The 25,611-nt window shown below is 72.3% G+C and carries 24 protein-coding genes and 1 pseudogene; 17 read left to right on the top strand and 8 right to left on the bottom strand.

Going from position 1 to position 25,611, the window contains the following annotated elements:
* The first annotated feature begins 2 nt into the window (after nucleotides 1–2).
* The 3 genes from resB to ACZ7DL_RS03550 are packed head-to-tail and all read left to right on the top strand — an operon-like array spanning nucleotide 3 to nucleotide 3,316.
* On the top strand, nucleotides 3–1,712 hold the full coding sequence (resB, locus tag ACZ7DL_RS03560; RefSeq protein WP_470771071.1) for a cytochrome c biogenesis protein ResB: 1,710 nt from the start codon (nucleotides 3–5) through the stop codon (nucleotides 1,710–1,712).
* Nucleotides 1,709–2,791, top strand: a complete 1,083-nt coding sequence (ccsB, locus tag ACZ7DL_RS03555) for a c-type cytochrome biogenesis protein CcsB (protein ID WP_470771069.1) — start codon at nucleotides 1,709–1,711, stop codon at nucleotides 2,789–2,791. The genes resB and ccsB overlap by 4 nt, the downstream gene beginning before the upstream one ends.
* 45 nt (nucleotides 2,792–2,836) lie before the next feature.
* The gene (locus ACZ7DL_RS03550; RefSeq protein ID WP_470771067.1) at nucleotides 2,837–3,316 is read left to right on the top strand and encodes an SRPBCC domain-containing protein; all 480 of its coding nucleotides are present in this window, start codon (nucleotides 2,837–2,839) and stop codon (nucleotides 3,314–3,316) included.
* Here the strand turns inward: ACZ7DL_RS03550 and ACZ7DL_RS03545 are convergent.
* The 4 genes and pseudogenes from ACZ7DL_RS03545 to ACZ7DL_RS03530 form a co-directional block, all read right to left on the bottom strand.
* On the bottom strand, nucleotides 3,313–4,860 hold the full coding sequence (locus tag ACZ7DL_RS03545) for a hypothetical protein (RefSeq protein ID WP_470771066.1): 1,548 nt from the start codon (nucleotides 4,858–4,860) through the stop codon (nucleotides 3,313–3,315). The two genes, ACZ7DL_RS03550 and ACZ7DL_RS03545, sit on opposite strands and share 4 nt — an antisense overlap.
* A complete protein-coding gene (locus tag ACZ7DL_RS03540; RefSeq protein ID WP_470771064.1) occupies nucleotides 4,860–6,956 on the bottom strand; it encodes a hypothetical protein in 2,097 nt (698 codons plus the stop codon). The genes ACZ7DL_RS03545 and ACZ7DL_RS03540 overlap by 1 nt, the downstream gene beginning before the upstream one ends.
* Before the next feature lie 70 nt (nucleotides 6,957–7,026).
* A pseudogene (locus ACZ7DL_RS03535) lies at nucleotides 7,027–7,257 on the bottom strand (condensation domain-containing protein); the annotation flags it as partial.
* Nucleotides 7,221–7,865, bottom strand: coding sequence for a TetR/AcrR family transcriptional regulator (locus ACZ7DL_RS03530; protein ID WP_470771062.1), 645 nt, complete (start codon nucleotides 7,863–7,865; stop codon nucleotides 7,221–7,223). The gene ACZ7DL_RS03530 and the pseudogene ACZ7DL_RS03535, both read right to left, overlap by 37 nt.
* A 63-nt stretch (nucleotides 7,866–7,928) precedes the next feature.
* Here ACZ7DL_RS03530 and ACZ7DL_RS03525 point away from each other — a divergent pair, with 63 nt between their 5' ends.
* Together ACZ7DL_RS03525 and ACZ7DL_RS03520 are read left to right on the top strand one after the other, a co-directional pair.
* Nucleotides 7,929–8,411: an LppU/SCO3897 family protein gene (locus ACZ7DL_RS03525; RefSeq protein WP_470771060.1), complete on the top strand. Its 483-nt coding sequence runs from the start codon at nucleotides 7,929–7,931 to the stop codon at nucleotides 8,409–8,411.
* Nucleotides 8,412–8,424: 13 nt separating this feature from the next.
* Nucleotides 8,425–10,314: a serine/threonine-protein kinase gene (locus tag ACZ7DL_RS03520; RefSeq protein ID WP_470771059.1), complete on the top strand. Its 1,890-nt coding sequence runs from the start codon at nucleotides 8,425–8,427 to the stop codon at nucleotides 10,312–10,314.
* A 75-nt stretch (nucleotides 10,315–10,389) separates the two neighbouring features.
* Here ACZ7DL_RS03520 and ACZ7DL_RS03515 read toward each other — a convergent pair whose 3' ends face one another.
* Nucleotides 10,390–10,767 carry a hypothetical protein gene (locus tag ACZ7DL_RS03515; protein WP_470771058.1) on the bottom strand — a complete coding sequence of 126 codons (378 nt, stop codon included), beginning with the start codon at nucleotides 10,765–10,767 and terminating at the stop codon, nucleotides 10,390–10,392.
* A 153-nt stretch (nucleotides 10,768–10,920) separates the two neighbouring features.
* Between ACZ7DL_RS03515 and ACZ7DL_RS03510 the strand changes: the two genes are divergently transcribed.
* The 9 genes from ACZ7DL_RS03510 to ACZ7DL_RS03470 all read left to right on the top strand — a co-directional run bounded on the left by ACZ7DL_RS03510 (nucleotide 10,921) and on the right by ACZ7DL_RS03470 (nucleotide 18,247).
* Nucleotides 10,921–12,372 carry a menaquinone biosynthesis decarboxylase gene (locus ACZ7DL_RS03510; RefSeq protein ID WP_470771057.1) on the top strand — a complete coding sequence of 484 codons (1,452 nt, stop codon included), beginning with the start codon at nucleotides 10,921–10,923 and terminating at the stop codon, nucleotides 12,370–12,372.
* On the top strand, nucleotides 12,369–13,271 hold the full coding sequence (gene mqnP, locus ACZ7DL_RS03505; RefSeq protein WP_470771055.1) for a menaquinone biosynthesis prenyltransferase MqnP: 903 nt from the start codon (nucleotides 12,369–12,371) through the stop codon (nucleotides 13,269–13,271). The genes ACZ7DL_RS03510 and mqnP overlap by 4 nt, the downstream gene beginning before the upstream one ends.
* Before the next feature lie 79 nt (nucleotides 13,272–13,350).
* Nucleotides 13,351–14,001 (top strand): UbiX family flavin prenyltransferase, encoded by a 651-nt coding sequence (locus ACZ7DL_RS03500; RefSeq protein WP_470771206.1) that lies wholly within the window; start codon nucleotides 13,351–13,353, stop codon nucleotides 13,999–14,001.
* A gap of 52 nt (nucleotides 14,002–14,053) precedes the next feature.
* Nucleotides 14,054–14,509, top strand: coding sequence for an Lrp/AsnC family transcriptional regulator (locus tag ACZ7DL_RS03495; protein ID WP_470771054.1), 456 nt, complete (start codon nucleotides 14,054–14,056; stop codon nucleotides 14,507–14,509).
* 38 nt (nucleotides 14,510–14,547) lie between these two features.
* Nucleotides 14,548–15,711: an aminofutalosine synthase MqnE gene (mqnE, locus tag ACZ7DL_RS03490; RefSeq protein WP_356147087.1), complete on the top strand. Its 1,164-nt coding sequence runs from the start codon at nucleotides 14,548–14,550 to the stop codon at nucleotides 15,709–15,711.
* Nucleotides 15,712–15,983: 272 nt separating this feature from the next.
* Nucleotides 15,984–16,640: a UdgX family uracil-DNA binding protein gene (locus tag ACZ7DL_RS03485; RefSeq protein ID WP_470771053.1), complete on the top strand. Its 657-nt coding sequence runs from the start codon at nucleotides 15,984–15,986 to the stop codon at nucleotides 16,638–16,640.
* A gap of 16 nt (nucleotides 16,641–16,656) precedes the next feature.
* Nucleotides 16,657–17,181, top strand: a complete 525-nt coding sequence (locus ACZ7DL_RS03480; RefSeq protein WP_470771052.1) for a GNAT family N-acetyltransferase — start codon at nucleotides 16,657–16,659, stop codon at nucleotides 17,179–17,181.
* Nucleotides 17,182–17,256: 75 nt separating this feature from the next.
* Nucleotides 17,257–17,565 (top strand): DUF4229 domain-containing protein, encoded by a 309-nt coding sequence (locus ACZ7DL_RS03475; protein WP_470771205.1) that lies wholly within the window; start codon nucleotides 17,257–17,259, stop codon nucleotides 17,563–17,565.
* Between the two features lie 31 nt (nucleotides 17,566–17,596).
* The gene (locus ACZ7DL_RS03470; protein ID WP_470771051.1) at nucleotides 17,597–18,247 is read left to right on the top strand and encodes a TetR/AcrR family transcriptional regulator; all 651 of its coding nucleotides are present in this window, start codon (nucleotides 17,597–17,599) and stop codon (nucleotides 18,245–18,247) included.
* An 86-nt stretch (nucleotides 18,248–18,333) separates the two neighbouring features.
* Here the strand turns inward: ACZ7DL_RS03470 and ACZ7DL_RS03465 are convergent, their stop codons facing one another.
* Both ACZ7DL_RS03465 and ACZ7DL_RS03460 read right to left on the bottom strand, forming a co-directional pair.
* Complete coding sequence (locus ACZ7DL_RS03465; protein WP_470771050.1) at nucleotides 18,334–19,188, bottom strand: MaoC family dehydratase; 855 nt, start codon at nucleotides 19,186–19,188, stop codon at nucleotides 18,334–18,336.
* Entirely contained in the window at nucleotides 19,188–20,489 is a 1,302-nt protein-coding gene (locus ACZ7DL_RS03460; RefSeq protein WP_470771048.1) for a 3-oxoacyl-ACP reductase, read from the bottom strand. The genes ACZ7DL_RS03465 and ACZ7DL_RS03460 overlap by 1 nt, the downstream gene beginning before the upstream one ends.
* 90 nt (nucleotides 20,490–20,579) lie before the next feature.
* Between ACZ7DL_RS03460 and ACZ7DL_RS03455 the strand changes: the two genes are divergently transcribed.
* From ACZ7DL_RS03455 to ACZ7DL_RS03445, 3 genes are all read left to right on the top strand, one after another.
* Complete coding sequence (locus ACZ7DL_RS03455) at nucleotides 20,580–21,866, top strand: acetyl-CoA C-acetyltransferase (RefSeq protein WP_470771047.1); 1,287 nt, start codon at nucleotides 20,580–20,582, stop codon at nucleotides 21,864–21,866.
* A 291-nt stretch (nucleotides 21,867–22,157) separates the two neighbouring features.
* The gene (locus tag ACZ7DL_RS03450; protein WP_470771045.1) at nucleotides 22,158–24,116 is read left to right on the top strand and encodes an AMP-dependent synthetase/ligase; all 1,959 of its coding nucleotides are present in this window, start codon (nucleotides 22,158–22,160) and stop codon (nucleotides 24,114–24,116) included.
* A 141-nt stretch (nucleotides 24,117–24,257) separates the two neighbouring features.
* A complete protein-coding gene (locus ACZ7DL_RS03445) occupies nucleotides 24,258–25,139 on the top strand; it encodes a LysR family transcriptional regulator (protein ID WP_470771044.1) in 882 nt (293 codons plus the stop codon).
* Here the strand turns inward: ACZ7DL_RS03445 and ACZ7DL_RS03440 are convergent.
* A complete protein-coding gene (locus tag ACZ7DL_RS03440) occupies nucleotides 25,090–25,554 on the bottom strand; it encodes an ATP-binding protein (protein ID WP_470771042.1) in 465 nt (154 codons plus the stop codon). The two genes, ACZ7DL_RS03445 and ACZ7DL_RS03440, sit on opposite strands and share 50 nt — an antisense overlap.
* Between the last annotated feature and the right edge of the window lie 57 nt (nucleotides 25,555–25,611).

Below are 25,611 nucleotides of genomic sequence, written 5' to 3'. Positions count from 1 at the left end.
CGATGAGCAAGACCGACACCGAAACGAGCCGGGACCAGGAGGACCTGGGGGCGGCCGGTTCCCAGCTGTCCACCGCGCCGCAGGAGGAGCAGACGAGTCTGCCGGGCCTCGGCGTCATCGGCTGGGTGCGCTGGTTCTGGCGGCAGCTGACCTCCATGCGGGTCGCGCTGCTGCTGCTCCTGCTGCTCTCGCTCGGCGCGATCCCCGGCTCGCTGATCCCGCAGACCGGGGCCGACGCCACCAAGGTCGAGGACTTCCGCAAGGCGCACACCGCGCTCGCGCCCCTCTACGACAGGCTCGGCCTGTTCCACGTCTACAGCTCGGTGTGGTTCTCCGCCATCTACATCCTGCTGTTCGTCTCCCTCATCGGCTGCATCGTGCCGCGCACCTGGCAGTTCGTCGGCCAGCTGCGCGGCCGTCCGCCGGCCGCGCCCAAGCGGCTGACCCGGCTGCCCGCGTACACGACATGGCGGACGCAGGCCGATCCGGAGCAGGTCCACGAGGCCGCGCTCGCGCTGCTGAAGAAGCGCCGCTTCCGCGCCCACCTCGCCGGTGACGCCGTCGCCGCCGAGAAGGGCTATCTGCGCGAGCTGGGCAACCTGCTGTTCCACATCGCGCTGATCGTGCTGCTGGTCGCCTTCGCCTCGGGCCAGCTGTTCAAGTCGGACGGCACCAAGCTGATGGTGGAGGGCGACGGCTTCGCCAACGCGCTGCCCATGTACGACGACTTCAAGTCCGGCAGCCTGTTCCAGAACGACGACCTGGTCCCGTTCAGCTTCGACCTGAAGGACTTCCGGGCCACCTACGAGGTCAGCGGTCCGAACAAGGGCACCCCGCGCACCTTCGAGGCGAAGATCCGCTACAGCGAGGGCGCGTACGGCAAGGAGAAGCCGGCCACCGTCAAGGTCAACGAGCCGCTCAAGATCGACGACGCCAAGGTCTACCTGGTCAGTCACGGCTACGCGCCCGTCGTCACCGTCCGGGACGGCAAGGGCAAGGTCGTCTACCACGACGCCGTACCGCTGCTGCCGCTCGACGGCAACGTCACCTCCAACGGCGTGGTGAAGGTGATGGACGGCTACCGCGACGCCCGGGGCCAGAAGGAGCAGCTCGGCTTCCAGGCGTTCTTCGTGCCCACCTTCGACGCGCGGAGCGGCACGATGCTGTCGCAGTACCCGGCGCTGGTGAACCCGCTGCTCGCGGTGAACGCCTACCACGGCGACCTGGGTGTGGACTCGGGCATCCCGCAGAGCGTGTACCAGCTGGACAAGACCCACATGAAGGCGTTCAAGGACGCCAAGGGCCAGCTGCTGAAGAAGCTGCTCAAGCCGGGCGACACGCTGACGCTGCCGAACGGCGCCGGCTCGATCACCTTCGAGAAGGACATCAAGGAGTGGGCCGGCTTCGAGATCGTCCAGGAGCCGGGCAGCGGCTGGGCGCTCGGCGGTGCCCTCGCCGCGATCTTCGGCCTGGCCGGATCCCTGTTCATCCAGCGCCGCCGCGTGTGGGTGCGGGCGGTGCGCGGTGCCGACGGTGTCACGGTGGTCGAGATGGCCGGGCTCGGCCGCAGCGAATCCGCGAAGGTGCCCGAGGAGCTGGGCGACCTCGCCGGAACCCTCTACGACCAGGCGCCGGGGGCTCCCGACCCCGACGACGACTCCGCAGCAACCCCCGACCCCCTAGCCGTACCTGCCGAAGGGGCTGAGAAGTGACTCTCGCCGCCGCCACCAATGAACATCTCGCGAGCATCAGCAACACGCTGATCTACTCGTCGATGGCTGTCTACACCCTGGCCTTCTTCGCCTACATCGCCGAGTGGCTGTTCGGCAGCCGCAGCAAGGTGGCGCGTACGGCCGCCGCGCTCACGGCGGACGCCCGGGCCGCCGAGGCTCCCGCCGTCACCGTGCAGCAGGCCGGCGGCGGCACCACCGTGCTGGAGCGGCCCAAGGTCGTCGTCCGCTCGGCGTCCGGCGCGCGGGACGTGCCGGACGGGCCCGGCGCGCACGGCGGCGACGAGCAGGGCGACCTCTACGGCCGGATCGCCATCTCCCTCACCGTGCTCGCGTTCCTGGTGGAGCTGGGCGGCGTCGTCGCCCGCGCGGCCTCCGTGGGACGGGCGCCGTGGGGCAACATGTACGAGTTCAACATCACCTTCTCCACGGTGGCCGTCGGCGTCTACCTGGGCTTGCTGGCGCTGCGGAAGAACGTGCGCTGGCTCGGCCTGTTCCTCACCACGACGGTCCTGCTGGACCTGGGCCTCGCGGTCACCGTCCTGTACACGGCCAGCGACCAGCTGGTGCCGGCCCTGCACTCGTACTGGCTGTACATCCACGTCTCCACCGCGATCTTCTGCGGCGCGGTGTTCTACGTCGGCGCGGTCGCCACGATCCTGTACCTGTTCAAGGACGCGTACGAGACCAAGCTCCAGTCGGGCGGCAGGCCCGGCTCGTTCGCGACCTCGGTGCTGGAGCGGCTGCCCGCCGCCGCCTCCCTGGACAAGTTCTCCTACCGGGTCAACGCGGCCGTCTTCCCGCTGTGGACGTTCACGATCATCGCGGGCGCCATCTGGGCGGGCGACGCCTGGGGCCGGTACTGGAACTGGGACCCCAAGGAGACCTGGTCCTTCATCACCTGGATCGCCTACGCCTGCTACCTGCACGCGCGGGCCACGGCGGGCTGGAAGGGCCGCAAGGCCGCCTACCTGGCGCTGATCGCCTTCGGTTGCTGGCTGTTCAACTACTACGGCGTCAACATCTTCGTCAGCGGCAAGCACTCCTACGCGGGCGTGTAGCCACCGTCGCGTGCGTATCCTCCGGCCCGGGGGCAGGCTGGTGTCATGAGTGGTTCCATCGCACAGGGCACCAGTCAGACCCACGGGAACACGCACATCCTGCACTTCGTGGTGCAGCTCGCGCAGCGCATGGAGGACGTCTGGCCCGCGGTGGCCACCCCCGAGGGGCTGGCGGCCTGGTTCACCCCCGCCGACGTGCTCGAACCCCGGCTCGGCGGCGCCGTCACCCTGCGCGACCTGGGCAGTGGGCAGGTCACCGCGTGGGACGTGGACCGAGTCGCGGAGTACACCGTGGAGGGCGGCGGCCGGATCCGGTTCCACCTGGAGCGGGAGGGCGAGCACGGCAGCGCGCTCCGCTTCACGCACGAGTTCCAGGGCGAGGAGGAGTCGGAGCAGCGCTGGCGGACTCGATTCGAACGACTGATCGAGATCCTGGAGTCCGCGCAGGGCCGCCCGGGACCGCAGGCCGCGCCCCCCGCGGCGCCTTCCGAGCCATCCGAGCCCCTTCCCGGTCAGCTCACCTAGGACGGCGGCAGGCACTGCTTCGCCGGCGGCTTCCCTTCCGGCCAGGCGATCCGTACGAAGCGCGAGCCGCCCTCGGGGGTCAGTTCCACGACCGGTACCGCCTTGTCGTACGGGTTGCCGTGCACGTCCAGGCAGACCCAGCCGCTCGCCCCGTCCACCCGCAGCGAACCCTTGACCTGCGGCCACTGGAGACCGACGTCCGCGAGCGCCGGAACGGTCCGGCCGGCCGGCACCGCCTCGCGGATGCCGTGCACCGCGAGCCGCAGGGCGTCGTAGCCGATGATCAGCTGGCCGTCGTCCAGGGCGGCCGAGCCGATCGGGCCCACCGGCTTGCGGGCGGCGGTCGTCAGCAGGTCGCGCAGCGCCGTGAAGTCGGCCGCCGAGCCGCCCGTGCGCGCCGGGTCCTTCGTCCAGGCGTCCGGGTGGGCGAGCGAGGTGTAGCGGACGGAGAGGTTGTGCCGCAGCGCGCCGCGGTCCAGGTCCTTCTCGTGGGTCAGGTACGACGCCTCGTCGCCGGTCAGCACCGTGAACCTCCGGTCCTGGCAGCCGCGCCCGCCCAGCGCGTTGATGAACTGGCGCAGCTGGGTGTGCCGGCCCGCGAACAGGATCGTGTCCGTCTCCCGGGAGGTGTCGCACACCAGGTGGGTGATCTGCCGGAAGGTGTTCGCGGTGGTCCCCTCCTCGCTGCGATCGGCGGGCGGGGTGAACGGCTGCGGCTCGTACGGCGAGCCCTTGATCAGCGCCGCGAAGGACTGCTGGAGCGTCCGCGTGTACGGGTCGCCCGGCTTGTCGTACACCAGCAGTGCCTTGCCCGCGCTCACCTTGGCGAAGGAGGCCAGCGCGCGGGCCTCGTCGGTGTTGGTCGGCGCCACCCGGGCCAGCCCGGGGTAGGGGTCCTTGCCCCGCTGCCCGTTGGCGAGGTCGTCGGCGGTGATCGAGGAGCCGATCACCGGGACGCCCTGCCGGGTCAGCTCCTTGACCGCCTGCTTGTTGGCGTCGGTGCTCTGCCCGATACCGGCGACCGCCCGCAGCCGGTCCGCGCTCGACGTCATCGCCGCCAGCTGCCCGACCGTCTGCCGCCAGTGCGCGCCGGTCGCCCCCGGGTTGGCGAGGACCAGCCGGATCTGCGGGCGCTCCCCGTTGGACTCGTGGTTGGCCCGGTACTGCGCCAGATAGGCGCCCTGGAGCTGGTGGCGGATGTCGTTCAGATTGGTCGGCGACGCGGAGGTGTACGGCAGCATCACGGCCACCGTCACATAACCGCCGGGTTTCAGCCGGTCGTTCTCCCGCCCGATGGCCTGGACGACGTCCCGCAGCCGGGGCTGCCCGAAGTCGTACGATCCGCTCGCCACGCCCACGCATTCGTCGGTGCCCTCCGGCCGGCTCACCCCGGGCGCGCACGAGCGGTCGTCGTGCGTGAGGGCCCGTCCCGCGAACACCGCCCCGGCCACCACGGCCGCCACCACCAGCAGGCCGAGGTAGCGGCGCAGCGGGATCTCCCACACGTCCTCGCGCAGCCAGGTGCCCACGCCTCTGCGTGCCATCACGCCTCCCCGTCGTCGTCCGGCCCGCCGGCCCCGTCGTCGTCCTCCGGGCCGTCCATCGGGCGCCCGGCCAGCGCCGCCGCCGGCCAGTCCCGGGAGGTCCGCCACAGCAGCGCGTTGGCCGCCGGCCGCAGGTTGGACAGCTGCTCCAGCTCGAAGCGGAGCCGGTCGCACACCTGCGGGTCGGGCAGCACCAGGGGATCGGCGAGCAGCCACACGGCGTGCAGCAGCCGCCGCACCCGCAGATGCAGTACGGCGTCCACGCCCTCCGGCGGGTCGTGCTCGGCGTCCGTGCGGCCGAGCGCGACCGCGGCCCGCCGGTCGCCGCGGCCGGTGAAGTCGCGGCCCTCGGCGTCGTGCGCGTGGAAGTAGGGCGCGGACGCGATGAAGCGCAGGGTGCGCAGCCAGGCCCGGGGCTGCGCGCTGAGGAAGGTGTCGCGCAGATGGGCGACCGCCGCCTCCGGGTCCCCGAGGGCGAGTTCGTGGTACAGCCGGTACCGGGCGTGCCCGGCGTCGGGATAGTGGGCGATCAGCGTCTCGTGCGCGGTACGCCAGGACGCGTGGTCGGCGTCCCGCAGATGCAGCCGGAGCAGCAGCAGGGTCCGCACGAACGGGTCGCCGACGAACCGGCCCGGGACCGCGGGCAGCCCCTCCTCGGCGAGCAGCGTCTGGAGCGCCCGGACGCTCGCCGGGCCGAAGGTGTCCGGCAGCAGCGCCGCGGCCAGCGCACAGGCCGAGTCGTGGTCGTGGGCGGCGGCCAGCACGGTCAGCTCCTCCAGGTGCTCGGCCGGCACCAGCCGGTCCAGCAGCGCCTCGTGGACGGGCACGGCAGGCCGGTCCTCGGCGGGCCGTAAACCGGCCGTGAGGAGTTCGCCGAGCGATCCCGCCTGGGGCAGGGCCTGCGCGGCCGACTCGGCGAGCAGCCCGATGCCCAACGGGTTCCCGCCGGTCAGCCGGTGTGCGGCGGCCGGCAGCTGCGGCGGGACCGCGGTCTCCTCGCAGACCGCGCCGACGATGTGCAGGGTGTCGTCCGGGCTCAGCGGCGGCAGCGCGAGCAGCAGCGCCCGCGACGAGGGGGCCGCGTCCGGAGCCCAGTCGCAGCGGCGGGCCACCTCCGGCAGCTCCCGCCGCACCGCGCCCGGCAGCTCCTCGCGGCCCTCGCCGCGCCGGGCCGCGAAGAACGCCACCCGGTCCGCGATGCCCTCGGTGCGGTCCCGCAGCACGGCCGCCACCAGTCCGGGGCCCGGCGCCGACTGCGCGTTGTCCAGCAGCACCAGCGGCCGGCCCAGCCGCTGCATCCGCGGCAGCACCCCCGCGTACGCCTCCGTCAGGTCGGCCAGCAGGGCCCGCACCAGATACCGCTCGGCGTGCTCCCGCGAGCTGCCGCCGTCCCGGAAGTGCTGGGACAGCAGGATCAGGCCGCGCTGGGCGTTGCCGCCCGCGTTCGGATACGTCCGGTACCACACCGACGCCTTCTGCTGCCGGCGGCTGCTGAACCCCTCGGCGACGGACTCCAGGGTCGCCTCGATGGCGCCCGACACCAGCGGCCCGGTGCCGGTGGCCGCCGCGACCACCTTGGCCGCGACCTTCCCGGCCCAGCGCCCGGCCAGCCCGCTGATCCAGGAACCGCCCTCGTTCAGCAGCAGGATCCGCTCGACCTCCCGGCGGATCCGCTCCGAGTCGGCGTCGCCCCAGCCGCCCGCGGCCACCGCGACCAGGCCCGGCATCAGCCGTGGGAACGTGATCCGCCCGGCGCCCGTCACCGGCGCCGCGAGCTGCTCGGCGATCACCAGCAGCGCCTGTGCGAGCGGTGACCAGGAGGCGGCGGGCCGGTCCGCGGGCGGTGCCCTGAACTGGTCCTCCGCGCAGTCGATCAGCGCGACCGGGGTGTGTCCCCGATAGGCGTCCCGCAGCTCCGCCAGGACTGCGCTCTTACCGAGCCCGCGCCCCCCGGTGAGCACCACGAACGGCGGTTCGTCCGGATGCTCGTACGGATGTGCGCGGTGCTGGTGCGGGCGCAGGCCCACGAGCCGCGGCGCGAGGCCGGCCGGATCGACGTCGAACAGCGCCCCGCGTCCGTGCAACCGTCTGTGCACAGCATCTCCCCCTCAACAGCAGTGTAGAAAGGGGGAGTTGCTCCCACCAGGGTCCGTGGTGTCCGTTGGGTTACGAAACCGCCGGGAGACTGCCGTGGGCCACCGAGGCGATCCGGTCGCGTAGCCGCTCCACGTACAGCCGCATGTTCTTCGCCGCGATGTCCGTGTCCGGATACCGGCTCGCCAGCCACAGCCCCTCGGGCAGCCGGTTCACCCACATGCAGACCTGGTCCCCGTACGACACCCGGAGCAGCCCGTGGGCCTTCAGCTCCGCCCACCGCTCGGCGCCCGGGACACCCCGGGTTCGTCGCCGGCGTCCGCCGCCACCGCGCGCCAGATCCGGTCGGGCAGGACGAGGGCCGCCTCGTCGAGGTCGACGTCGTCGATGCCGGACAGCCAGCGCCGGGCGACCCCGATGACCGGGCCGAGGATCAGCGACTCGATCAGGGGGGCCGGCAGGGGGGCCAGTTCCCCGGAGTCGACGTAGCGCCGGGCCCACTGGGCGAGCGGCGAGAGCCGGGCCTCCTGGGCGTCCCGGAGTCGCTTGCCGTCGGCCATGCCCTGCCGGTCGGCGTAGGAGGAGTGCAGCAGCAGGGCGGCTTGCCGGTGCTCCTGGATGAAGGCCAGGTAGGCCCGGACCAGGGCGCGGATGCCGGTGTGGGCCGTGCGGGTGTGCTTCAAGGCGTCGAGCAGCTCGTCCAGCAGCCGGCCGAGCCAGCGGGTCAGCAGGGCGCCCAGCAGCCCGTCGACGCTGCCGAAGTGGTGGTACAGGCTGCCGAGGCTGACGCCGCTGGCGCGGGTCACGGCGGCGACCGTCAGCCCCTGCTCGCCCGACTCCGCGTACACGCGCAGGGCGGCGTCCAGGAGCTGTTCGACGGTGGCCTCGCCACGTTGCTGCTTGGGACTCATTCTGAAGTACTTTTCTAGAAAGATATTTTAGATCGGTGGGCTGTTGGCTCACAATGGTGCACCGTGAATCCCGAGAAGAAGCAAGGAGTCGGCTGCTTCGGCGTACTCGCGGTCATCGCGCTGATCGTGTTATCGGTGTGGCTGATCAACCGGAGCGACGGGGGCGGTTCGTCCGACGGCCTCGACGACCGGGCGGGCGCGTCGCCGTCGTACACGCCGTCGTACACCAGCGATCCGTACGAGAGCAGCGATCCGTACGAGAGCGAGAGCCCCGCACCGAGCCCCTACACCTCCGGCACCTGCCTGAACGGCAGCCTGCCCACCTCCACCACCGCGCAGTCCGTCAGCGGAGTGGACGAGGTCTCCTGCTCCGCGTCCGACGCGCACTACAAGGTCATCGAGACCATCCCGTTCACCACGGACATGAGCCGGTGCAACGCCGACCCCCGCACTCAGTACGCCTTCTCCTCGCGCTACACGATCAATGGTGCGACCGTGAACGAGTACGTGTACTGCCTGGTGGGTCTCGGGTCGTACGCACGCTGACAGGGGGAGAGAGTTGAACGGGGAACACCACGGCGTCGAGCCGCTGACGGACGACGATCCGCGGCGGATCGGGCCGATCCCGCTCGTCGGCCGGCTGGGGGCCGGCGGCATGGGCCGGGTCTACCTCGGTGTGCACGAGGGGCGGTACGCCGCCGTCAAACAGGTGCTGCCGTCCGTCGTCGGCGAGGACAAGGACTTCGTACGGCGCTTCGGGCACGAACTGGACAACCTCGCCCGGCTGCCCGCCGGCGCGACCGCACCACTGCTCGCCGGTGACCGTGACGCCCGGCCGCCGTGGTTCGCCACCGCGTACGTGCCCGGGCTGACCCTGCGCGAGGCCGTCGAGGCGCACGGCGGACCGCTGCCGGCCGAGTCGCTGTGGCTGCTGCTGCGGGAGGCCGCGGCCGGGCTGGCCGCGGTGCACGGGCTGGACATGGTGCACCGGGACGTCAAGCCGTCCAACGTCATGCTGACCCTCGACGGGCTGACCCTCATCGACTTCGGCGTGGCCCGGGCCGCCGAGCAGAGCCAGCTGACCCGGACCGGGATGGTGGTCGGCACCCCGGCCTACATGTCTCCCGAACAGGCGTCGGGCGCCCGGCGGCTGACCGGCGCGGTGGACGTCTTCGCCCTCGGTTCCGTGGTGGCCTACGCGGGATCCGGGCGGCCGCCCTTCGGCGACGAGTCCGGGCACGGGGTGCTCTACCGGATCGTGCACGAGCAGCCCGACCTGGCGGAGCTGCGCACGGCCGACCCGGAGCTGGCCTGTGTCGTCGCGTCCTGCCTGGACAAGGACCCCGAGGGCCGGCCCACCGCGGCCGAGCTGCTCGAACTGGCCGAGGGCAAGATCCCGTCCGGACCCGGCCCGCTGTGGCCCTCCGCCCTCACCGAACTCCTCACCGCCCGCGCGGAGTTCGCGGCCCAGGTGCCCGAAGTCACTCAGGTCCCCGAGGCGTCGGTGGCTCCCGAGGTCCCGGAGACTCCGACGGGCACGGAGGCGGAGCCCGGGGCTTCGGAGCCCCAGGTCGTCGTCCGGCCCGCCGCCGAACCCCGGGAGCGGGAGCGGAAGCGGCGCCGTACCCGGGTGGTGCTTGCCGTCGTCCCGGTCGTGGTCGGAGCCGGGGTGGCGACCCTGGCCTTCCAGCTCGCGCCGTACACCACCGACGCCCGCCGGGACGGTGCCGCCGGCACCCCGGGCGCGTCCGCCTCCGCGCCGGCCGCCCCCGTGCCCGGCGCGTCCACCACCGGGCGCTCCGGCACACCGAAGCCGCCCAAGAAGGGCTCGGCCTCCCCGGCGGACGCCGAGAAGCGGGGCAAGACGGCCTCGGGGGCCGACGGAAAGGGCGACGGCGGCGGGAGCGGCACGGGCGGCGCGGGCACCACGGGCAGCGGCTCCGGCTCCGCTTCCGGCGGCTCGGGCGGTTCCGGCACCACGGGCGGTACCGATGACACCGGCAGTTCGGGCGGCTCGGGCAGTCCGGGCGGTTCGGACAGCTCCGCCGGCGGCAGCTCCGACGGGACCGGTGGGACCTCCACCACTCCCGCCTCCTTCCGCCTGAAGAACGGCGAGAACGGCAAGTGCCTGATCCAGGTCTACGGCTCCACGGGCCTCGGCGACTGCTCCGACGAGGCCGCCCACTGGACCTTCCGCAGCGCCTCGGGCGGCGCCGTCAAGGTCGTCAACGTCTCGACCGGCTCCTGCCTGAGCGCCAACGGCCAGGGCCAGGCCGTCTTCGTCGGCGACTGCGCGCAGGCCGGCAGCCCCCGCCTGTGGCGGACCGGCTCCGGGAACACCCTGGCCACGGTCTACGACGGCGGCTGCCTCGCCCTCACCTTCGGCGGGAACGTGGGGGAGCAGGCCTGCGAGCCGGGGACCGCCGCGCAGAGCTGGGCCAGGGTCTGAGAGCCGGCGGCCGAGAGCCGGCCGAGAGCCGGCGGCTCAGGGTCGGTGGCTGAGAATCCGGCCGTGAGCCGGGACCTAGCCGCCCAGCAGCCCGATGATCGCCTGGATCGCCTGGGCCACCGGCTGGCCGACCGTGCCGACGGTGGTGGCGATCCCGGCGATCGCCATCAGCGCGCGATGCCGCTCCTGCGCCGGGACGGCGGTGTCGGCGCTGAGCGCGGGCAGGGACTCGTCGAGCAGCTGGGCGCTGGCGGCCGGCACCTGGGCGCGCAACTCGCCGATCAGCCGGTGCAGTTCGGCGAGGGCCGCGACCAGTTCCGGGCTCTGCCCGGCCGCGCCGGCGCCCACCTGGGTCTTGACGATGCCCTGGTTGCCCTGGCCGCCGTACATGTTGACGTTGTCGCCGTAGTAGTAGCTGTTGAGGAACTGCCCGAGGGCCGGTTCCCGGCGCACTGCCTGGGCAAGGTGACCAGCTGGGACCCCGGGGCCCGGGAGGTCGTGCTCCAGTACCCGGTGGCCGTCTTCCGCTGACCGCCCACCCCCCGGAGCCCGGCAGGACGGGGGTCGGCGCATGGACAAAGCGGTACGTCGGCGATACTTGGCCCCATGGCTTACGACGATCTTCGCTCCCTGCTGAGGGCGCTGGAGCGCGAGGGAGACCTCAAGCGCATCAAGGCCGAGGTCGACCCGTATCTGGAGGTCGGGGAGATCGTCGACCGGGTGCAGAAGTCCGGCGGCCCGGCGCTGCTCTTCGAGAAGGTGCGCGGCTCGGACATGCCCCTCGCCATGAACGTGTACGGCACCGACCGCCGCCTGCTGAAGGCGCTGGGCCTGAAGTCGTACGGCGAGATCTCCGAGAAGATCGGCGGTCTGCTGCGGCCCGAGCTGCCGCACGGCTTCGTCGGCGTGCGCGAGGCGTTCGGCAAGCTGGGTGCGATGGCCCACGTCCCGCCGAGGAAGGTCAAGGACGCGCCGGTGCACGAGGTGGTCCTGCACGGGGACGAGGTCGACCTCGACCGGCTCCCGGCGCTGTTCACCTGGCCCCAGGACGGCGGCTCCTTCTTCAACCTGGGCCTGACCCACACCAAGGACCCCGAGAGCGGTGTCCGGAACCTGGGCCTGTACCGCCTCCAGCGCCACGACCGGCGAACGATCGGCATGCACTGGCAGATCCACAAGGACAGCCGGAACCACTACCAGGTCGCCGCCCGGCGCGGCGAGCGGCTGCCCGTCGCCATCGCCTTCGGCTGCCCCCCGGCCGTCACCTACGCCTCCACGGCCCCGCTGCCCGGCGACATCGACGAGTACCTCTTCGCCGGGTTCCTCGCCGGCAAGCGGATCGAGATGGTCGACTGCAAGACCGTCCCGCTCCAGGTGCCCGCGAACGCCGAGGTCGTCCTGGAGGGCTGGCTGGAGCCCGGCGAGATGCTGCCCGAGGGCCCCTTCGGCGACCACACCGGCTTCTACACCCCGCAGGAGCCCTTCCCGGCCCTGAAGATCGACTGCGTGACCATGCGCCGGCGCCCGCTGCTCCAGTCGATCGTGGTCGGCCGCCCCCCGACGGAGGACGGCCCGCTCGGCCGCGCCACGGAACGCTTCTTCCTCCCCCTGCTGAAGATCATCGTCCCGGACATCGTGGACTACCACCTGCCCGAGGCCGGCGGCTTCCACAACTGCGCGATCGTCTCGATCGACAAGAAGTACCCGAAGCACGCGCAGAAGGTGATGCACGCGATCTGGGGGGCGCACATGATGTCCCTCACCAAGCTGATCGTCGTCGTGGACTCCGACTGTGACGTCCACGATCTGCACGAGGTCGCCTGGCGGGCGCTCGGCAACACCGACTACGCCCGCGACCTCACGGTCGTCGAAGGCCCCGTCGACCACCTCGACCACGCCTCCTACCAGCAGTTCTGGGGCGGCAAGGCGGGTATCGACGCCACGAAGAAGTGGCCGGAGGAGGGGTACACGAGGGACGGAGGCTGGCCGGACATGGTCCTGTCCGACCCCGATACGGCGGCCCTGGTCGACCGCCGCTGGAAGGAGTACGGCCTGTGAGTTCAGCGTCCGCCGCCCTCGCCCAGCCGGGACGCACCAAGGCGTTCCTGCGCCTGGTGATGATCGAGCACTCGGTCTTCGCGCTCCCCTTCGCCTACATCGCCACCCTCACGGCGATGTACGAGTGGGACCGGAACATCCACTGGGTCCGCCTGCTGCTGGTCACCGTCTGCATGGTGGGCCTGCGCACGTTCGCGATGGCGGTCAACCGGATCATCGACCGCGAGATCGACGCCCGGAACCCGCGCACGGCCCACCGTGAGCTGGTGACCGGCGCGATGTCGGTACGGCACGCCTGGACGGGTGCGCTGATCGCCCTGGTGATCTTCCTCGGTGCCGCGGCCCTCCTCAACCCGCTGTGCCTGGCCCTGGCCCCGGTCGCCGTGATCCCGATGGTGGTCTATCCCTACGGGAAGCGGTTCACCAACTTCCCGCAGGCCATCCTGGGTCTCGCCCAGTCCATGGGACCGATCGGCGGCTGGCTGGCGGTCAGCGGTGAGTGGTCCTGGACGGCGGTGATCCTGGGGCTGGCCGTGGGCATCTGGATCGGCGGCTTCGACCTGATCTACGCCTGCCAGGACGTCGAGACCGACCGCGAGATCGGCGTCATGTCCGTCCCGGCCCGCTTCGGCATCCCGGCCGCGATCTGGGGCGCACGGGTCTGCCATGCGATCACGACGGGCCTGTTCGTCTGGTACGCCCTGGCCACCCACGCCGGCGCGTTCTTCTGGCTGGGCCTGCTGATCGTCGCGGGCGCCTTCCTCTACGAGCACCGCATCGTCCGCCCCCATGATCTGTCCCGTGTGAACAGGGCGTTCTTCAGCGTCAACGGGTTCATCGGCATTGCCCTGTTCGTGTGCGCGCTGCTTGATCTCGTCGTACGCGGTCTGACTGTCTGAGGAGCCGGGCCCCACCCGGCCTGAACACCGCCGGACCCGCCGGTACGCTCAAGGTGTGAACGCAGGAGAAACGCAGCGCGTGCCTTGGATCGTGGGGGTGTCCGGAGCTTCCGGGACGCCGTACGCGGCTGCCGTGCTGCGAGCGCTGCTGGGGGCGGGGGAAGCGGTGGACCTGGTGGTCAGCCGGGCCTCGCGGCTGACGCTGCTGGACGAGACGGGAATCTCGTTCCGGGACGCCCACTGGCAGGACGACCTGCGGGAATGGCTGGCCCGCGGCGCCGACGGCAAGCCCGGCACCTTCGAGGTGGACGTCAGCGGGCTGCGGTACTGGAGCGCGGGCGATCTCGCCGCCGGCCCGTCCTCGGGGTCGTATCCGGCGAAGGGGATGCTCATCGTGCCCGCCTCCACCGCCTGTGTGGCCGGTGTGGCGCTCGGCCTGTCCAAGGACCTGCTCCAGCGCGTGGCGAGCGTCACGCTGAAGGAGCGCCGGACGCTGGTCGTGTCCGTGCGGGAGACCCCGCTGAACGGGCAGACGCTGCGGCACCTCGTCGCGCTGGACGACGCGGGCGCCTCGGTGGTGCCGGCCTCGCCGGCCTTCTACGCGGGCGCCACCCACATCCAGGACCTGGTGGACTTCGTCGCCGGCCGGGTGCTGGACGCGGCGGGCGTCGAGCACGGCCTCTACCGGCGCTGGCGGGGCGAGCTGGGCGGCGGCACAGCGGGCAAGTAGCGGTACCTACCTCTCATCACTCCAGGAATTTTCACCGGAAGGCTTCGATCGCATGGACGCGGTGGACAGGCAGCTCATCCAGGCCCTGAGGGAGAACGGCCGGGCCTCGTACGCGGAGCTGGGACGCCTTGTCGGCCTGTCGGGCCCCAGCGTCACCGACCGCATCAACCGGCTCGAGGCGGCCGGTGTCATCACCGGCTACCGCGCGACGGTGAACGCGGCCTCGCTCGGCCTCGGTGTCACCGCGCTGATCGGCATCTCGCTGTCCGACGCGGCCGACCACGAGGACGTCGCGCAGCGGCTGCGGGACCTGCCGGAGATCGAGGACTGCTGGTTCATCGCCGGCGACGACTCCTTCATGCTCAAGGTGCGGGCGGCGGACGTGGACGGCCTGGAGCGGATCATCCGGCGGCTCAGCGGTACGAAGGGCGTCTCCCGGACCCGTACCACGATCGTGCTCTCCACGAAGTGGGAGAACCGGGTCGGGGAGCTGCCCGAAGAGGTCTAGGGATACGGTTGGTCGGGCTGTCGTAGAAAGGTGTTGCCATGGACGTCGGGCTCAAGCGCGAGCTGGAGGAGAAGGTCCGTTCCGGTGAGCGGCTGACCCGCGAGGACGGCATCGCGCTGTACGAGTCGGACGACCTGGCCTGGCTGGGCGGGCTCGCCCACGAGGTGCGGACCCGCAAGAACGGTGACGTCGTTCACTTCAACGTCAACCGGCACCTGAACATGACCAACGTGTGCACGGCCTCCTGCGCCTACTGCTCGTTCCAGCGCAAGCCGGGCGAGAAGGACGCGTACACGATGCGCATCGAGGAGGCCGTCAAGCTCGCCAAGGCGATGGAGTCGGAGAACCTCACCGAGCTGCACATCGTCAACGGCCTGCACCCGAACCTGCCGTGGCGGTACTACCCGCGTTCGCTGCGGGAGCTGAAGGCGGCCCTTCCGAACGTCTCGCTGAAGGCGTTCACGGCGACGGAGATCCACCACTTCGAGACGATCTCCGGCCTGTCGGCGTCCGAGATCCTCGACGAGCTGATCGACGCCGGTCTGGAGTCCCTGACCGGTGGCGGCGCCGAGATCTTCGACTGGGAGGTCCGGCAGCACATCGTGGACCACCGGACCCACTGGGAGGACTGGTCGCGTATCCACCGCCTGGCGCACGAGAAGGGTCTCAAGACCCCGTGCACCATGCTGTACGGCCACATCGAGGAGCCCCGCCACCGCGTCGACCACGTCCTGCGCCTGCGCGAGCTCCAGGACGAGACGAACGGCTTCCAGGTCTTCATCCCGCTGCGCTACCAGCACGACTTCGTGGACATGAAGGACGGCAAGATCCGCAATCGCCTTCAGGCCCGCACCCAGATGGCGACCGGCGCGGAGGCCCTGAAGACCTTCGCGGTGTCGCGGCTGCTGTTCGACAACGTCCCGCACGTCAAGGTCTTCTGGGTGATGCACGGCGTGCAGACCGCCCAGCTGGCCCTCCAGCACGGTGCGGACGACATGGACGGCTCGGTGGTCGAGTACAAGATCACCCATGACGCGGACAACTACGGCACGCCGAACAAGCTGACCCGCGAGGACCTCCTGGAACTGATCCGCGACGCCGGCTTCCGCCCGGTGGAGCGGAACACGCGCTACGAGATCATCCGCGAGTACGAGGGCCCTGACCCGGCGCGCCGCGAGTCCCCCCAGCCGATGCGCGTCTGACCCGCCCACCCGCCCACCCGCCCGACTCGGCCGGCGGGACGGCTGAGCGAACAAGCCCAGGCGCAGGCCGGAGCCATGTCCCGGCCGTCCTGCGCGGGAGACGCGGTCGGCACGGTCCGCCGACCGCCGTGCACCTCGGCCCGATCCCCGACGGCGCCTGGTCCCACCCAGGGGCGCGGGGAACCGCGCGACCAGCCACAACGCCCCGGCAGCCGGGCGACGGCCGGACCGACCCCTCGATTCCCCGCCGAAACGAGGGGTACTCGCCCGGCATGCCGGCAACGAAGGCCCCCGAGGACGCCTACACGGCCGACCCCTTCGTTCCGGAGGGCGCCGACCTCCGAGCGCTCCGCCGAGCCGCCGCAGGCTGTCGTGGCTGCCCCCTGCACATCCCCGCCACGCAGACGGTCTTCGGTGCGGGAAACACCGACGCCCGGCTCATGCTCGTGGGCGAGCAGCCCGGCGATCAGGAGGACCGCCAGGGCAGACCCTTCGTCGGCCCAGCCGGAAAACTCCTCGACCGAGCGCTGGAGGAAGCCGGCCTGGACCCGGCGGACGCCTATGTGACCAACGCGGTCAAGCACTTCAAGTTCACCCAGGCCGAGCCCCGCAAGCGCCGGATCCACAAGGCACCGAGCCTGCGGGAGATGACGGCCTGCGGCCCCTGGCTGGCGGCGGAGCTTGCGCTGGTGGAGCCGGAGCTGATCGTGGTGCTCGGCGCCACGGCCGGGAAGGCGCTGCTGGGGTCGTCGTTCCGGGTGGGCGAGGTGCGCGGGACCGTGCTGGAGCGGGAGATCCACGGCCGGCCGGAGCGGCTGGTGCCGACGGTGCACCCGTCCTCCGTGCTGCGGGCGCAGGACGAGGACCGCAGGGTGGCCTACCAGGGGCTGGTGGCCGATCTGCAGGTGGCTGCCCGCGCCCTCGCGTAATAGATACACTCGGCGCGTGCCTCTTACCTTCACGCTGGACCCCGCGGTCACCCCGGCCCTTCGCGACGGCATCCTCGACCTGTGGACGGATGTCTCGAACGCGGGCGGAGCCGTCGGCTTCGTCCCGCCGGTGACCCGTGCGGAGATACGGCCGGAGCTGGTGCGGCACTTCGTGCAGATGGCCGAGGGGCGCACCCGGCTGCTGGTCGGGCACGACGAGGCCGGCGCGGTGGCCGCGACCGCCTTCCTCACCCGGAACACCCACCGGCTGATGCCCCACTGGGTGTGGCTGTACACGGTGATGGTCCACCCCCGGCACCAGGGCCGGGGCTACGGCCGTGACCTGCTGGCCGCCGCCGCGGACGCGGCCCGCGGGATCGAGGGCGTCGAGGCGATCCGGCTGACCTGCCGGGGCGGGCTCGGCCTGGAGCGGTTCTACGCCTCCTGCGGCTACAAGGAGGTCGGCCGGGTCCCGGACGCCATCCGGGCCGCGCCCGGCGACGACCGCGACGAGATCGTCATGCTGCTGCCGCTCGGCTGACCCCCCTGCGTGATCGCCTGCCGGCCGTGCTTCACTGGACGATGACCCCTTTTGGAATCGGACGAGTGGATTGAGATGCTCCGCTACACGCTGATGCGCCTCGGTATCTTCGCGGGCTGCCTCGTGATCGTCTGGGGTGCCGTCTACTCGGGCATCTTCCCGCGCGGCTTCGGCGACTCCAACGGCCTGTGGGTCCTGCTGCTCGCCCTGGTCCTGTCGGCGCCGATCAGCTGGGTGGTGCTGCGCAAGGAGCGGGACCGGGCGTCGGTGCAGATCGTGCACAAGGTCGACCGGATGAAGGCCAACCTGGACGCCAACCGCAGCCAGGAGGACCTGGACGACGACACGTCGAGGGCACAGGGCGAGGCTGCCACGTCCAACTAGTCCGGGCTCCGGCCCAACTAGTCTTGCCCCCATGGGTGCCGTCAAGACCAAACGGATGCCGAGGGCGGTCCGGGAGCAGCAGATGCTCGATGCTGCCGTACGGATCTTCGGGCAGCGCGGGTACATGGCCGCCTCGATGGACGAGATCGCCGAACTCGCGGGCGTGTCCAAGCCGTTGGTCTACCTGTACCTGAACTCGAAGGAAGACCTCTTCACCGCCTGCATCCGCCGTGAGGCGGCCGCGCTGACGGAGGCCGTCCGCGCGGCCGTCCGGCCGGAGCTGCCCGTCGACCGGCAACTCTGGGACGGTCTGCGGGCGTTCTTCGCGCACACCGCCGAGCATCCCGACGGCTGGTCGGTTCTGCATCTCCAGGCCCGTACGCACGGCGAGCCCTTCGCGACCGAGGTCGCCGCGATGCGCACGGAGATCGTCGCCTTCGTGACCCGGCTGGTCGCGGTGGCGGCCCGGGAGGCCCACCGGGATCCCGACCTGCCCGAGCATGAGGTGGCCGGTCTGGCCGAGGCCCTGGTCGGCGCGGCGGAGTCCCTCGCCGCCTGGGCCAACGCCACCCCGGACGTCACCGCCCGCCAGGCGGCGGCCACCCTGATGAACTTCGCGTGGTCGGGACTGGGCAGCCTGATGCGGGGCCACGTGTGGACCCCGCCGGCTGAGCCGACCTAGGGGCGCGGGGCCGTGTCTGATATGCGGCTCCGCCGCGTGGGCGCGACAAGCCACGAAGCACCCGCACCCGGCAACGGCGAGGCACCCTACGGCGCTCCCCCGCCCCGCACCTCCCCACTCACATGCACCCGTCCCCCCTCGCCCCGCAACTCGAACCGCCCCCTCCCGTCCGCGCCGTACGTCACGGTCCCCGGCAGCAGCACCGGCGCCCGGAACTCGGCCCGCACCCCGGCGGAGCCGCTCGTGCCGTGGGCGGCCAGGCAGCGGGTCAGGGTCCACATGCCGTGGGCGATGGCCCGGGGGAAGCCGAAGAGCCGGGCGGTGAACGGATACAGATGGATGGGGTTGCGGTCGCCGGACGCGGCACCGTACCGCCGCCCCACGTCCCCGGCGAGGCTCCACTCGGCGACGACGGGCAGCGCGGTGTCCGCGTCCTTTCGCGGCGCGGGTGACGTGCCGGGGCCGGTGCGGTGCCGGGCCAGATACGTGCTCCGGGACGCCCACACCACGCCCCCGCCCGACCGCATTTCCGTCACCACCGTCGCCTCCGTCCCCCGCCGGTGCGCGGCCAGCCCGGCGATCCGCACACCGAGTTCGTACGACCGGTCGGTCGCCAGCGCGGCGCCCCGCTCGATCTCGATCGACGTGTGCACCAGTCCCAGCAGTGGCAGCGGGAAGTCCCGCCCGCTCATCAGCCGCATGGCCAGCGGGAAGCCGAGGACATGGGGATAGGTGACCGGCAGGTCGGGCTCGCCGGTCGGGAAGCCGCAGACCCGTTCGTACGCGGCCAGCTTCGTCAGGTCCACGCGCAGGCCGGGCAGCACCAGGCGGGTGCGCGGGAAGGCCGCGTCGGGGGCGGGCCGCTTGAAGGGCGAGCGCAGGGCACCCCGGGCCAGCAGCGGGGCCAGCGCGGGGGCGGCGGTGAGGGTGACCGCGTTCATCAGGCCCCCAGCAGGCTCTGGCCGCAGACGCGGACGACCTGGCCGTTGACCGTGCCGGAGGCCGGGTGGGCGAGCCATGCGGCGGTCTCGGCGACGTCGGCCGGCAGCCCGCCCTGCGCGAGGGAGTTCATACGGCGGCCCGCCTCCCGGATGAACAACGGGACCGCGGCGGTCATCTTCGTCTCGATGAACCCGGGCGCCACCGCGTTCACGGTCACCCCGTGCTCGGCGAGCGCGCGCGGCGCGAGGGAGCGCACGAGCCCGGCCACGCCCGCCTTGCTCGCGCCGTAGTTGGTCTGGCCCGCGTTGCCGGCGAGCCCGGCGATGGACGCGGTGGCCACGATCCGCCCGCCGGCGCGCAGGGCGCCCTTGGCCAGCAGGGCGTCGGTGGCGCGCAGCACGCTCGCGAGGTTGACGTCCAGCACGGAAGCCCACCGGTCGGCGGGCATGTTGGCCAGTCGCCGGTCCCGGGTGATGCCCGCGTTGTGGACGAGTACGTCCAGGCCGTCGGGGAGCGCGGCGGCGATGCGCTCGCCCGCGTCGGCGGCGGTGATGTCGAGGGCGAGGGCGGTGCCGCCGAGCCGTTCGGCGACCCGGCGGGCGTCCGCCCCGGCGGCGGGCACGTCGAGGACGACGACTTGGGCGCCGTCCCGGGCGAGGGTCCCGGCGACGGCCTCGCCGATCCCGCGCGCGGCCCCGGTGACCAGCGCGGTCCGCCCGGCCAGCGGCCGGTCCCAGTCCGCCGGGGGCGTGACCGTCCCGCCGCCCACCTCGATCACCTGGCCGCTGACATAGGCGGACTTGGGGGAGAGGAGGAACCGCAGGGTGGACTCGGCGGCGGCCGCGTCCGTCAGCCGCAGCAGGTTGACGGTCCTGCCCCGCCCGATCTCCTTGCCGAGCGAACGGGTGAAGCCCTCCAGAGCCTGCTGGGCGGCCGACTGGTGGTGGTCGGCGGGGTCGAGCGGGGCGCCCAGCACCAGCACCCGGCCGCTCGGGGCGACGGACCGTACGACGGGGTGGAGGGCCGCGTGCACCTCGGCGAGCGTCTCCACGTCCCGTACCCCGGTGGCGTCCAGGACGACGACGGCGGGCTCCGCCTCGCCCGGGGCGAGGCCGGTGCGGGCGAGGACGGGCGCGAGGTCGAGGGCGGAGGTCCCGGCGGTGAGGTGCAGCAGCGGACCGGGCAGCGCCGGCCGTTCGGGCGACCACCGGATCAGCTCGGCCGGCTGGGGCAGGCCCAGGCGCCGGGTGAGGAAACGGCCGGGTGCCGTGCCGGTGAAGCTGAGGTAGCGGTCGGCCATGTGCAACTCCCGCGCGACTCGGTCGAAGTGCTTACTCTGGAGTAATGTTACCGGGGGTAAGCCTATGTCACGGATGAGGAGCAGGTCGAGATGAGTCCCCTTGAGCCACCTCGCGCACGCCGGGTCGCGGTGCTCGGCGGCACCCGTACCCCCTTCGCCCGCGCCGACGGCCCCTACGCCACCGCCTCCAACCAGGAGATGCTCACCGCCGCCCTGAACGGCCTGGCCGACCGCTACACGCTCCAGGGGCCGGGCGCGGTCGGCGAGTTCGTCGCCGGCGCGGTCCTCAAGCACAGCCGGGACTTCAACCTGGCCCGCGAGACCCTCCTCGGCTCGACCCTGCACCCGCGCACCCCTGCCTACGACATCCAGCAGGCGTGCGGCACCGGCCTCCAGGCCGTCATCACCGCCGCCAACAAGATCGCCCTCGGGCAGACCGAGTCGGCGATCGCGGGCGGCGTCGACACCGCGAGCGACGCGCCCCTCGGCGTCAACGACGACCTGCGCCGCATCCTGCTGGAGGCCCGCCGGGCGAAGTCGGCGGGCGCCCGCCTGAAGGCCCTCGCCAAGATCCGCCCCGCCCACCTGATCCCCGACATCCCGCGCAACGCCGAGCCGCGCACCGGCCTGTCGATGGGCGAACATGCGGCGGTCACCGCCCGCGCCTGGGGCATCTCCCGCGAGGCGCAGGACGCCCTGGCGGCCGCCAGCCACCGGAACCTGGCCGCCGCCTACGACCGGGGCTTCTTCGCGGATCTGGTGATCCCCTTCCGCGGCCTGGAGCGGGACCAGAACCTGCGCCCGGACTCCACCCCGGAGAAACTGGCCGGCCTGAAGCCGGTGTTCGGCCTCCGGTACCCCGACCCGACCATGACCGCGGGCAATTCGACTCCGCTCACGGACGGCGCCGCGCTGGTCCTGCTGGCGAGCGAGGAGTGGGCCGAGGCGCGCGGCCTGGAGCCGCTGGCCTACCTGACCGCCTACGAGACGGCGGCCGTCGACTTCGTCCACGGAGACATCACGGACGGCGCGGACGGCCTGCTGATGGCGCCGGCGTACGCGGTCCCGCGCCTGCTGGAGCGCACCGGCCTGGACCTGGGCGACTTCGACCTGGTCGAGATCCACGAGGCGTTCGCCTCCCAGGTGCTGGCCACGCTGGCGGCCTGGGAGAAGCGCGGCCTGCCCCCGCTGGACCGCTCCCGCCTGAATGTGAACGGCTCCTCCCTGGCCACGGGCCACCCCTTCGCCGCGACGGGCGCCCGCATCGTGGCGACCCTGGCCAAGCTGCTGGCGGAACGGCAGGGCCCGTCCCGGGGCCTCGTTTCGGTCTGCGCGGCGGGCGGCGTGGGCGTGACGGCGATCCTGGAACGCCCCTGAACCACGCGGCACCGCAACCCGTACCACTCGGCACCGGAGCCCGGACCACTCCACGCCGGAACCCGTACCACTCCGCACCGAAGCCCGTACCGCACCGCACCGGAATCGACCCAGGCCAGAAAAGGTGAGCCTCCGTCACATAACCCGCAACGTTGCACATCCCCGGCCCCGGACCATCCCCGAACCCGCACACCCCCCTCACAGCGGAGCCGTACGATCACCTGCCTAACCGGCGGTAACCCCCCTCTTCGGGGGCGCACCGCCGGTGCACGCACGCCAGAGGAGCCGCCCGTGTCCACGCCGTACCCGAACGCCCCCGTCTCCTCCGGCACCCCGGTCTCCGCCACCGACTACGACGGCCGCCCGGTCCTGGTGGCACCGGAGGTGAAGCGGCTCGACGGCGCGGTCCGGGAGGTCTCGGTCCCGCCGTTCGCGCCCCCGGTCACCCACGGCTCCCTCGCCGACCTGCCGTACGAGAACGCGGAGACGGACCCCGACGCGGTCGTCCTCAGCCGCAAGCTGCCCGGCGGCCGCTGGACGGACGTGACGGCGGCCGCCTTCGCCGCCCAGGTACAGGCGGTCGCCAAGGGCCTGATCGCCGAGGGTCTGATGCCCGGCGACCGGATCGCGGTGATGGCCCGGACGACCTACGAATGGACCCTGCTCGACTTCGCGGCCTGGGCGGCCGGCCTGGTCACGGTCCCGGTCTATCCGACCTCCTCGGTCTTCCAGACCCGCTGGATCCTGCACGACTCCGGCGCGGTCGCCCTGGTCACGGAGACCAGCGCCCAGGCCGCCGCGATCGGCGCCGAACTCGCGCACCTGCCCGACGTCCGCCACCTGTGGGTGATGGACAAGGACCATGTGGCCCGGCTCGCCGAGGCGGGCGCGCCGGTGCCGGACGGGGAGGTGGGCGTACGGCGGGGCATGCTGGGACCCGACACGCTCGCCACGCTGATCTACACCTCGGGCACCACCGGCCGACCCAAGGGCTGCGCCCTCTCGCACGGCAACTTCTTCGCCGAGGTCGACAACGCGATCGAACTCCTCTACCCGGTCTTCAAGGCCGAGGACGACGAGCCGTCGGTGCTTCTCTTCCTGCCCATGTCCCATGTGTTCGGCCGGATGGTGGCCATCGCCTGTGTCCGCGCCCGGGTCCGCCTCGGCCACGCCCCCAGCCTGGCTCCGGACGACCTCCTCCCGGACCTGGCGGCCTTCCGGCCGACCTGCCTGCTGACCATCCCCTACATGCTGGAGAAGATCTACAACTCCGCGCGGGCCAAGTCGGAGGCGGGCGGCCGGGTGGCGGTCTTCGACCGGGCGGCGGCCGTGGCCCGGCGCTACGGCGAGGCGCTGGAGGCCCGCCAGACCGGCAGCGGCAACGGCCCGAGCCGCGCCCTGAAGACGCAGCGCACCCTCTACGACCCCCTCGTCTACCGCCGGATCCGCGCCGCCATGGGCGGTCGCGTCCGGTACGCGATCTGCGGCGGCTCCCCGCTCGGCCGGCGCCTCGCCGCGTTCTACGCGGGCGCCGGCATCGAGATCTTCGAGGGCTACGGCCTCACGGAGACCGCCGGCGCCTCGACGGTCACCCCGCCGCTGAAGCCCCGCCTGGGCACGGTCGGCTGGCCGCTGCCCGGCACGCGGGTCAGGATCGCGGCGGACGGCGAGATCCTCATCGCCGGCGACCATGTGCTGCGCGGCTACTGGGACCCGCAGGCGGGCGGAGTGGCCCCCGCGGCCCTGGACGGCTGGCTGCCCACCGGCGACCTCGGCGAGCTGGACGACGAGGGCTACCTGACCATCACCGGCCGCAAGAAGGAACTGCTGATCACGGCGGGCGGCAAGTCGGTGGCCCCGGCCCCGCTGGAGAACTGGCTGCGCCAGCACCCGCTGATCTCCCAGGTGATGCTGGTGGGCGACGCCCGCCCCTTCGTGGCAGCCCTCATCACCCTCGACCCCGACGGCATCACCCACTGGCGCCAGATGATCGGCAAACACCCGGTACCACCGGAACTCCTCATGGGGAACCCGGAGTTGACCCAGGTCCTCCAGCGGGCGGTGGACGAGGCGAACCGCATGGTCTCCCGCCCCGAATCCATCCGCCGCTTCACCGTCCTGCCGACCGACTTCACCGAACAGGCCGGCCACCTCACCCCCTCCATGAAACTGCGCCGCGCCCAGATCATGCGGGACTTCGCACCCCAGGTGGAGGCGCTGTACGAGCGGTCGGCACCCGCTCCTCGCTGATCCCGCGTCGTCCGGACTCGGCGGGGCGTGGAGCGGGTTGCCGCCTGGGTCGGTTGCGGCCCGCGCACGATCCTCGTACGGCGCCAGTTGCCAGTCAATCCTTGGGTTTCCTCGTCAACCCCAAGTGCTAGCTTGGGTCTTGTGACCCTGGACGACCTCCGTGTCTTCGTTGCCGTCTGCCGCGCGGGCAGCCTGAGTTCGGTCGCCCGCGACCTCGGCTGCACCCAGTCCGCGGTCAGCCAGCACGTCAAACGGCTGGAGCGGGAGACCGGGGTGGCCCTGCTGGAACGCCAGCCGCGCGGAGTCGTCCCGACCCAGGCCGGGCGGATACTGGAGGCCGCCGCGGCCGAGGGCATCCACGGCCTGGACCTCGCCGTACGGCAGCTGCGCGACCTCCTCGACGGCCACAGCGGCTACGTCCGCCTGGCCACCGGCGCGACCACCGTCCGGCACTTCATGTCCGACGCGGTCGTCACGTTCCGCCGCCGCCACCCCAAGGTCAACCTCGAATTCCGCACGGTCAGTTCGGGCCGCGGCAGCTTCGACGCCCTGGCCGACGGCACCCTGGACCTGGCCTGGATCACCATCGGCCCGCCGGTCAGAGGCATCGAGCAGCGCACGGTCGTCGAACTGCCCTGGCTCCTCGCCGTCCACGCGGACGACCCCCTCGCCGACCGACCCCACCTGGACCCCGAGGAACTGTCCGGCGTCCGGATCATCCGGCTGCCCCCGAACTCCACCTCCGCCGCCCACCTCGAAGCGGCCTGCGCCGAGCGGGGTCTGCGCTTCGGCTACGAGCCGAGCGTGGCCGACTGGGACACGGCGCTGCTCCTGGCCGAGCTGGGGGCCGGCAGGGCGGTCGTACCCGCCGTACCCGGCCTGCCCGTCCCCGGCGACGGCTCGCTGCGCCTGCTCCCACTGCCGGGCCTGCGCCCCCTCCCCGTCGGCTGGGCGGTCCGCCGCTGGGACGCGCTCAGCCCGCCGGCCAGGGCCTTCGCCGACACGGTCGCCGCTTTGCGCTGAGCCCCAGCTCCACCCACACGGTCTTGCCGACGTCCCGCTCCGCGACGCCCCACAGTTTCGCCAGCACCTGCACGATGACGAGCCCCCTGCCGTGCTCGTCCTCCAGCCCGCCGTCGAGGAACCGCAGTTCCCGGTCACTGCGGGCATCGCTCACCTCGATCCGCAAGGTGTCCCGCTCGCGCAGCAGGACGAGCCGCAGCTCGAAGTCCCGCCCGGGTACGCGACCGTGGGTGACGGCGTTCGCGGCGAGTTCGGCCACGATCAGCTGGGCGGTGTGGCTCAGGTCGCCGTCCTGCGGGTATCCCCAGGTGGCCAGCGCGCTTCCGGTGAGCCGACGGGCCAGCCGGGCTCCGCGGGGCGTGGCACTCAACCGTTGGACGAGTTCGGTTCGGGGGGTGGAGATTTCTACGTTCACATCACCGAGCGTGGTGACTTCTCCCTACGCTGACCAGGGGAGACCCGGCGACTCTAA

The organism is Streptomyces sp. NPDC036984 (genome assembly GCF_055607665.1).
This window is presented reverse-complemented; position numbering and strand designations above follow the sequence as displayed.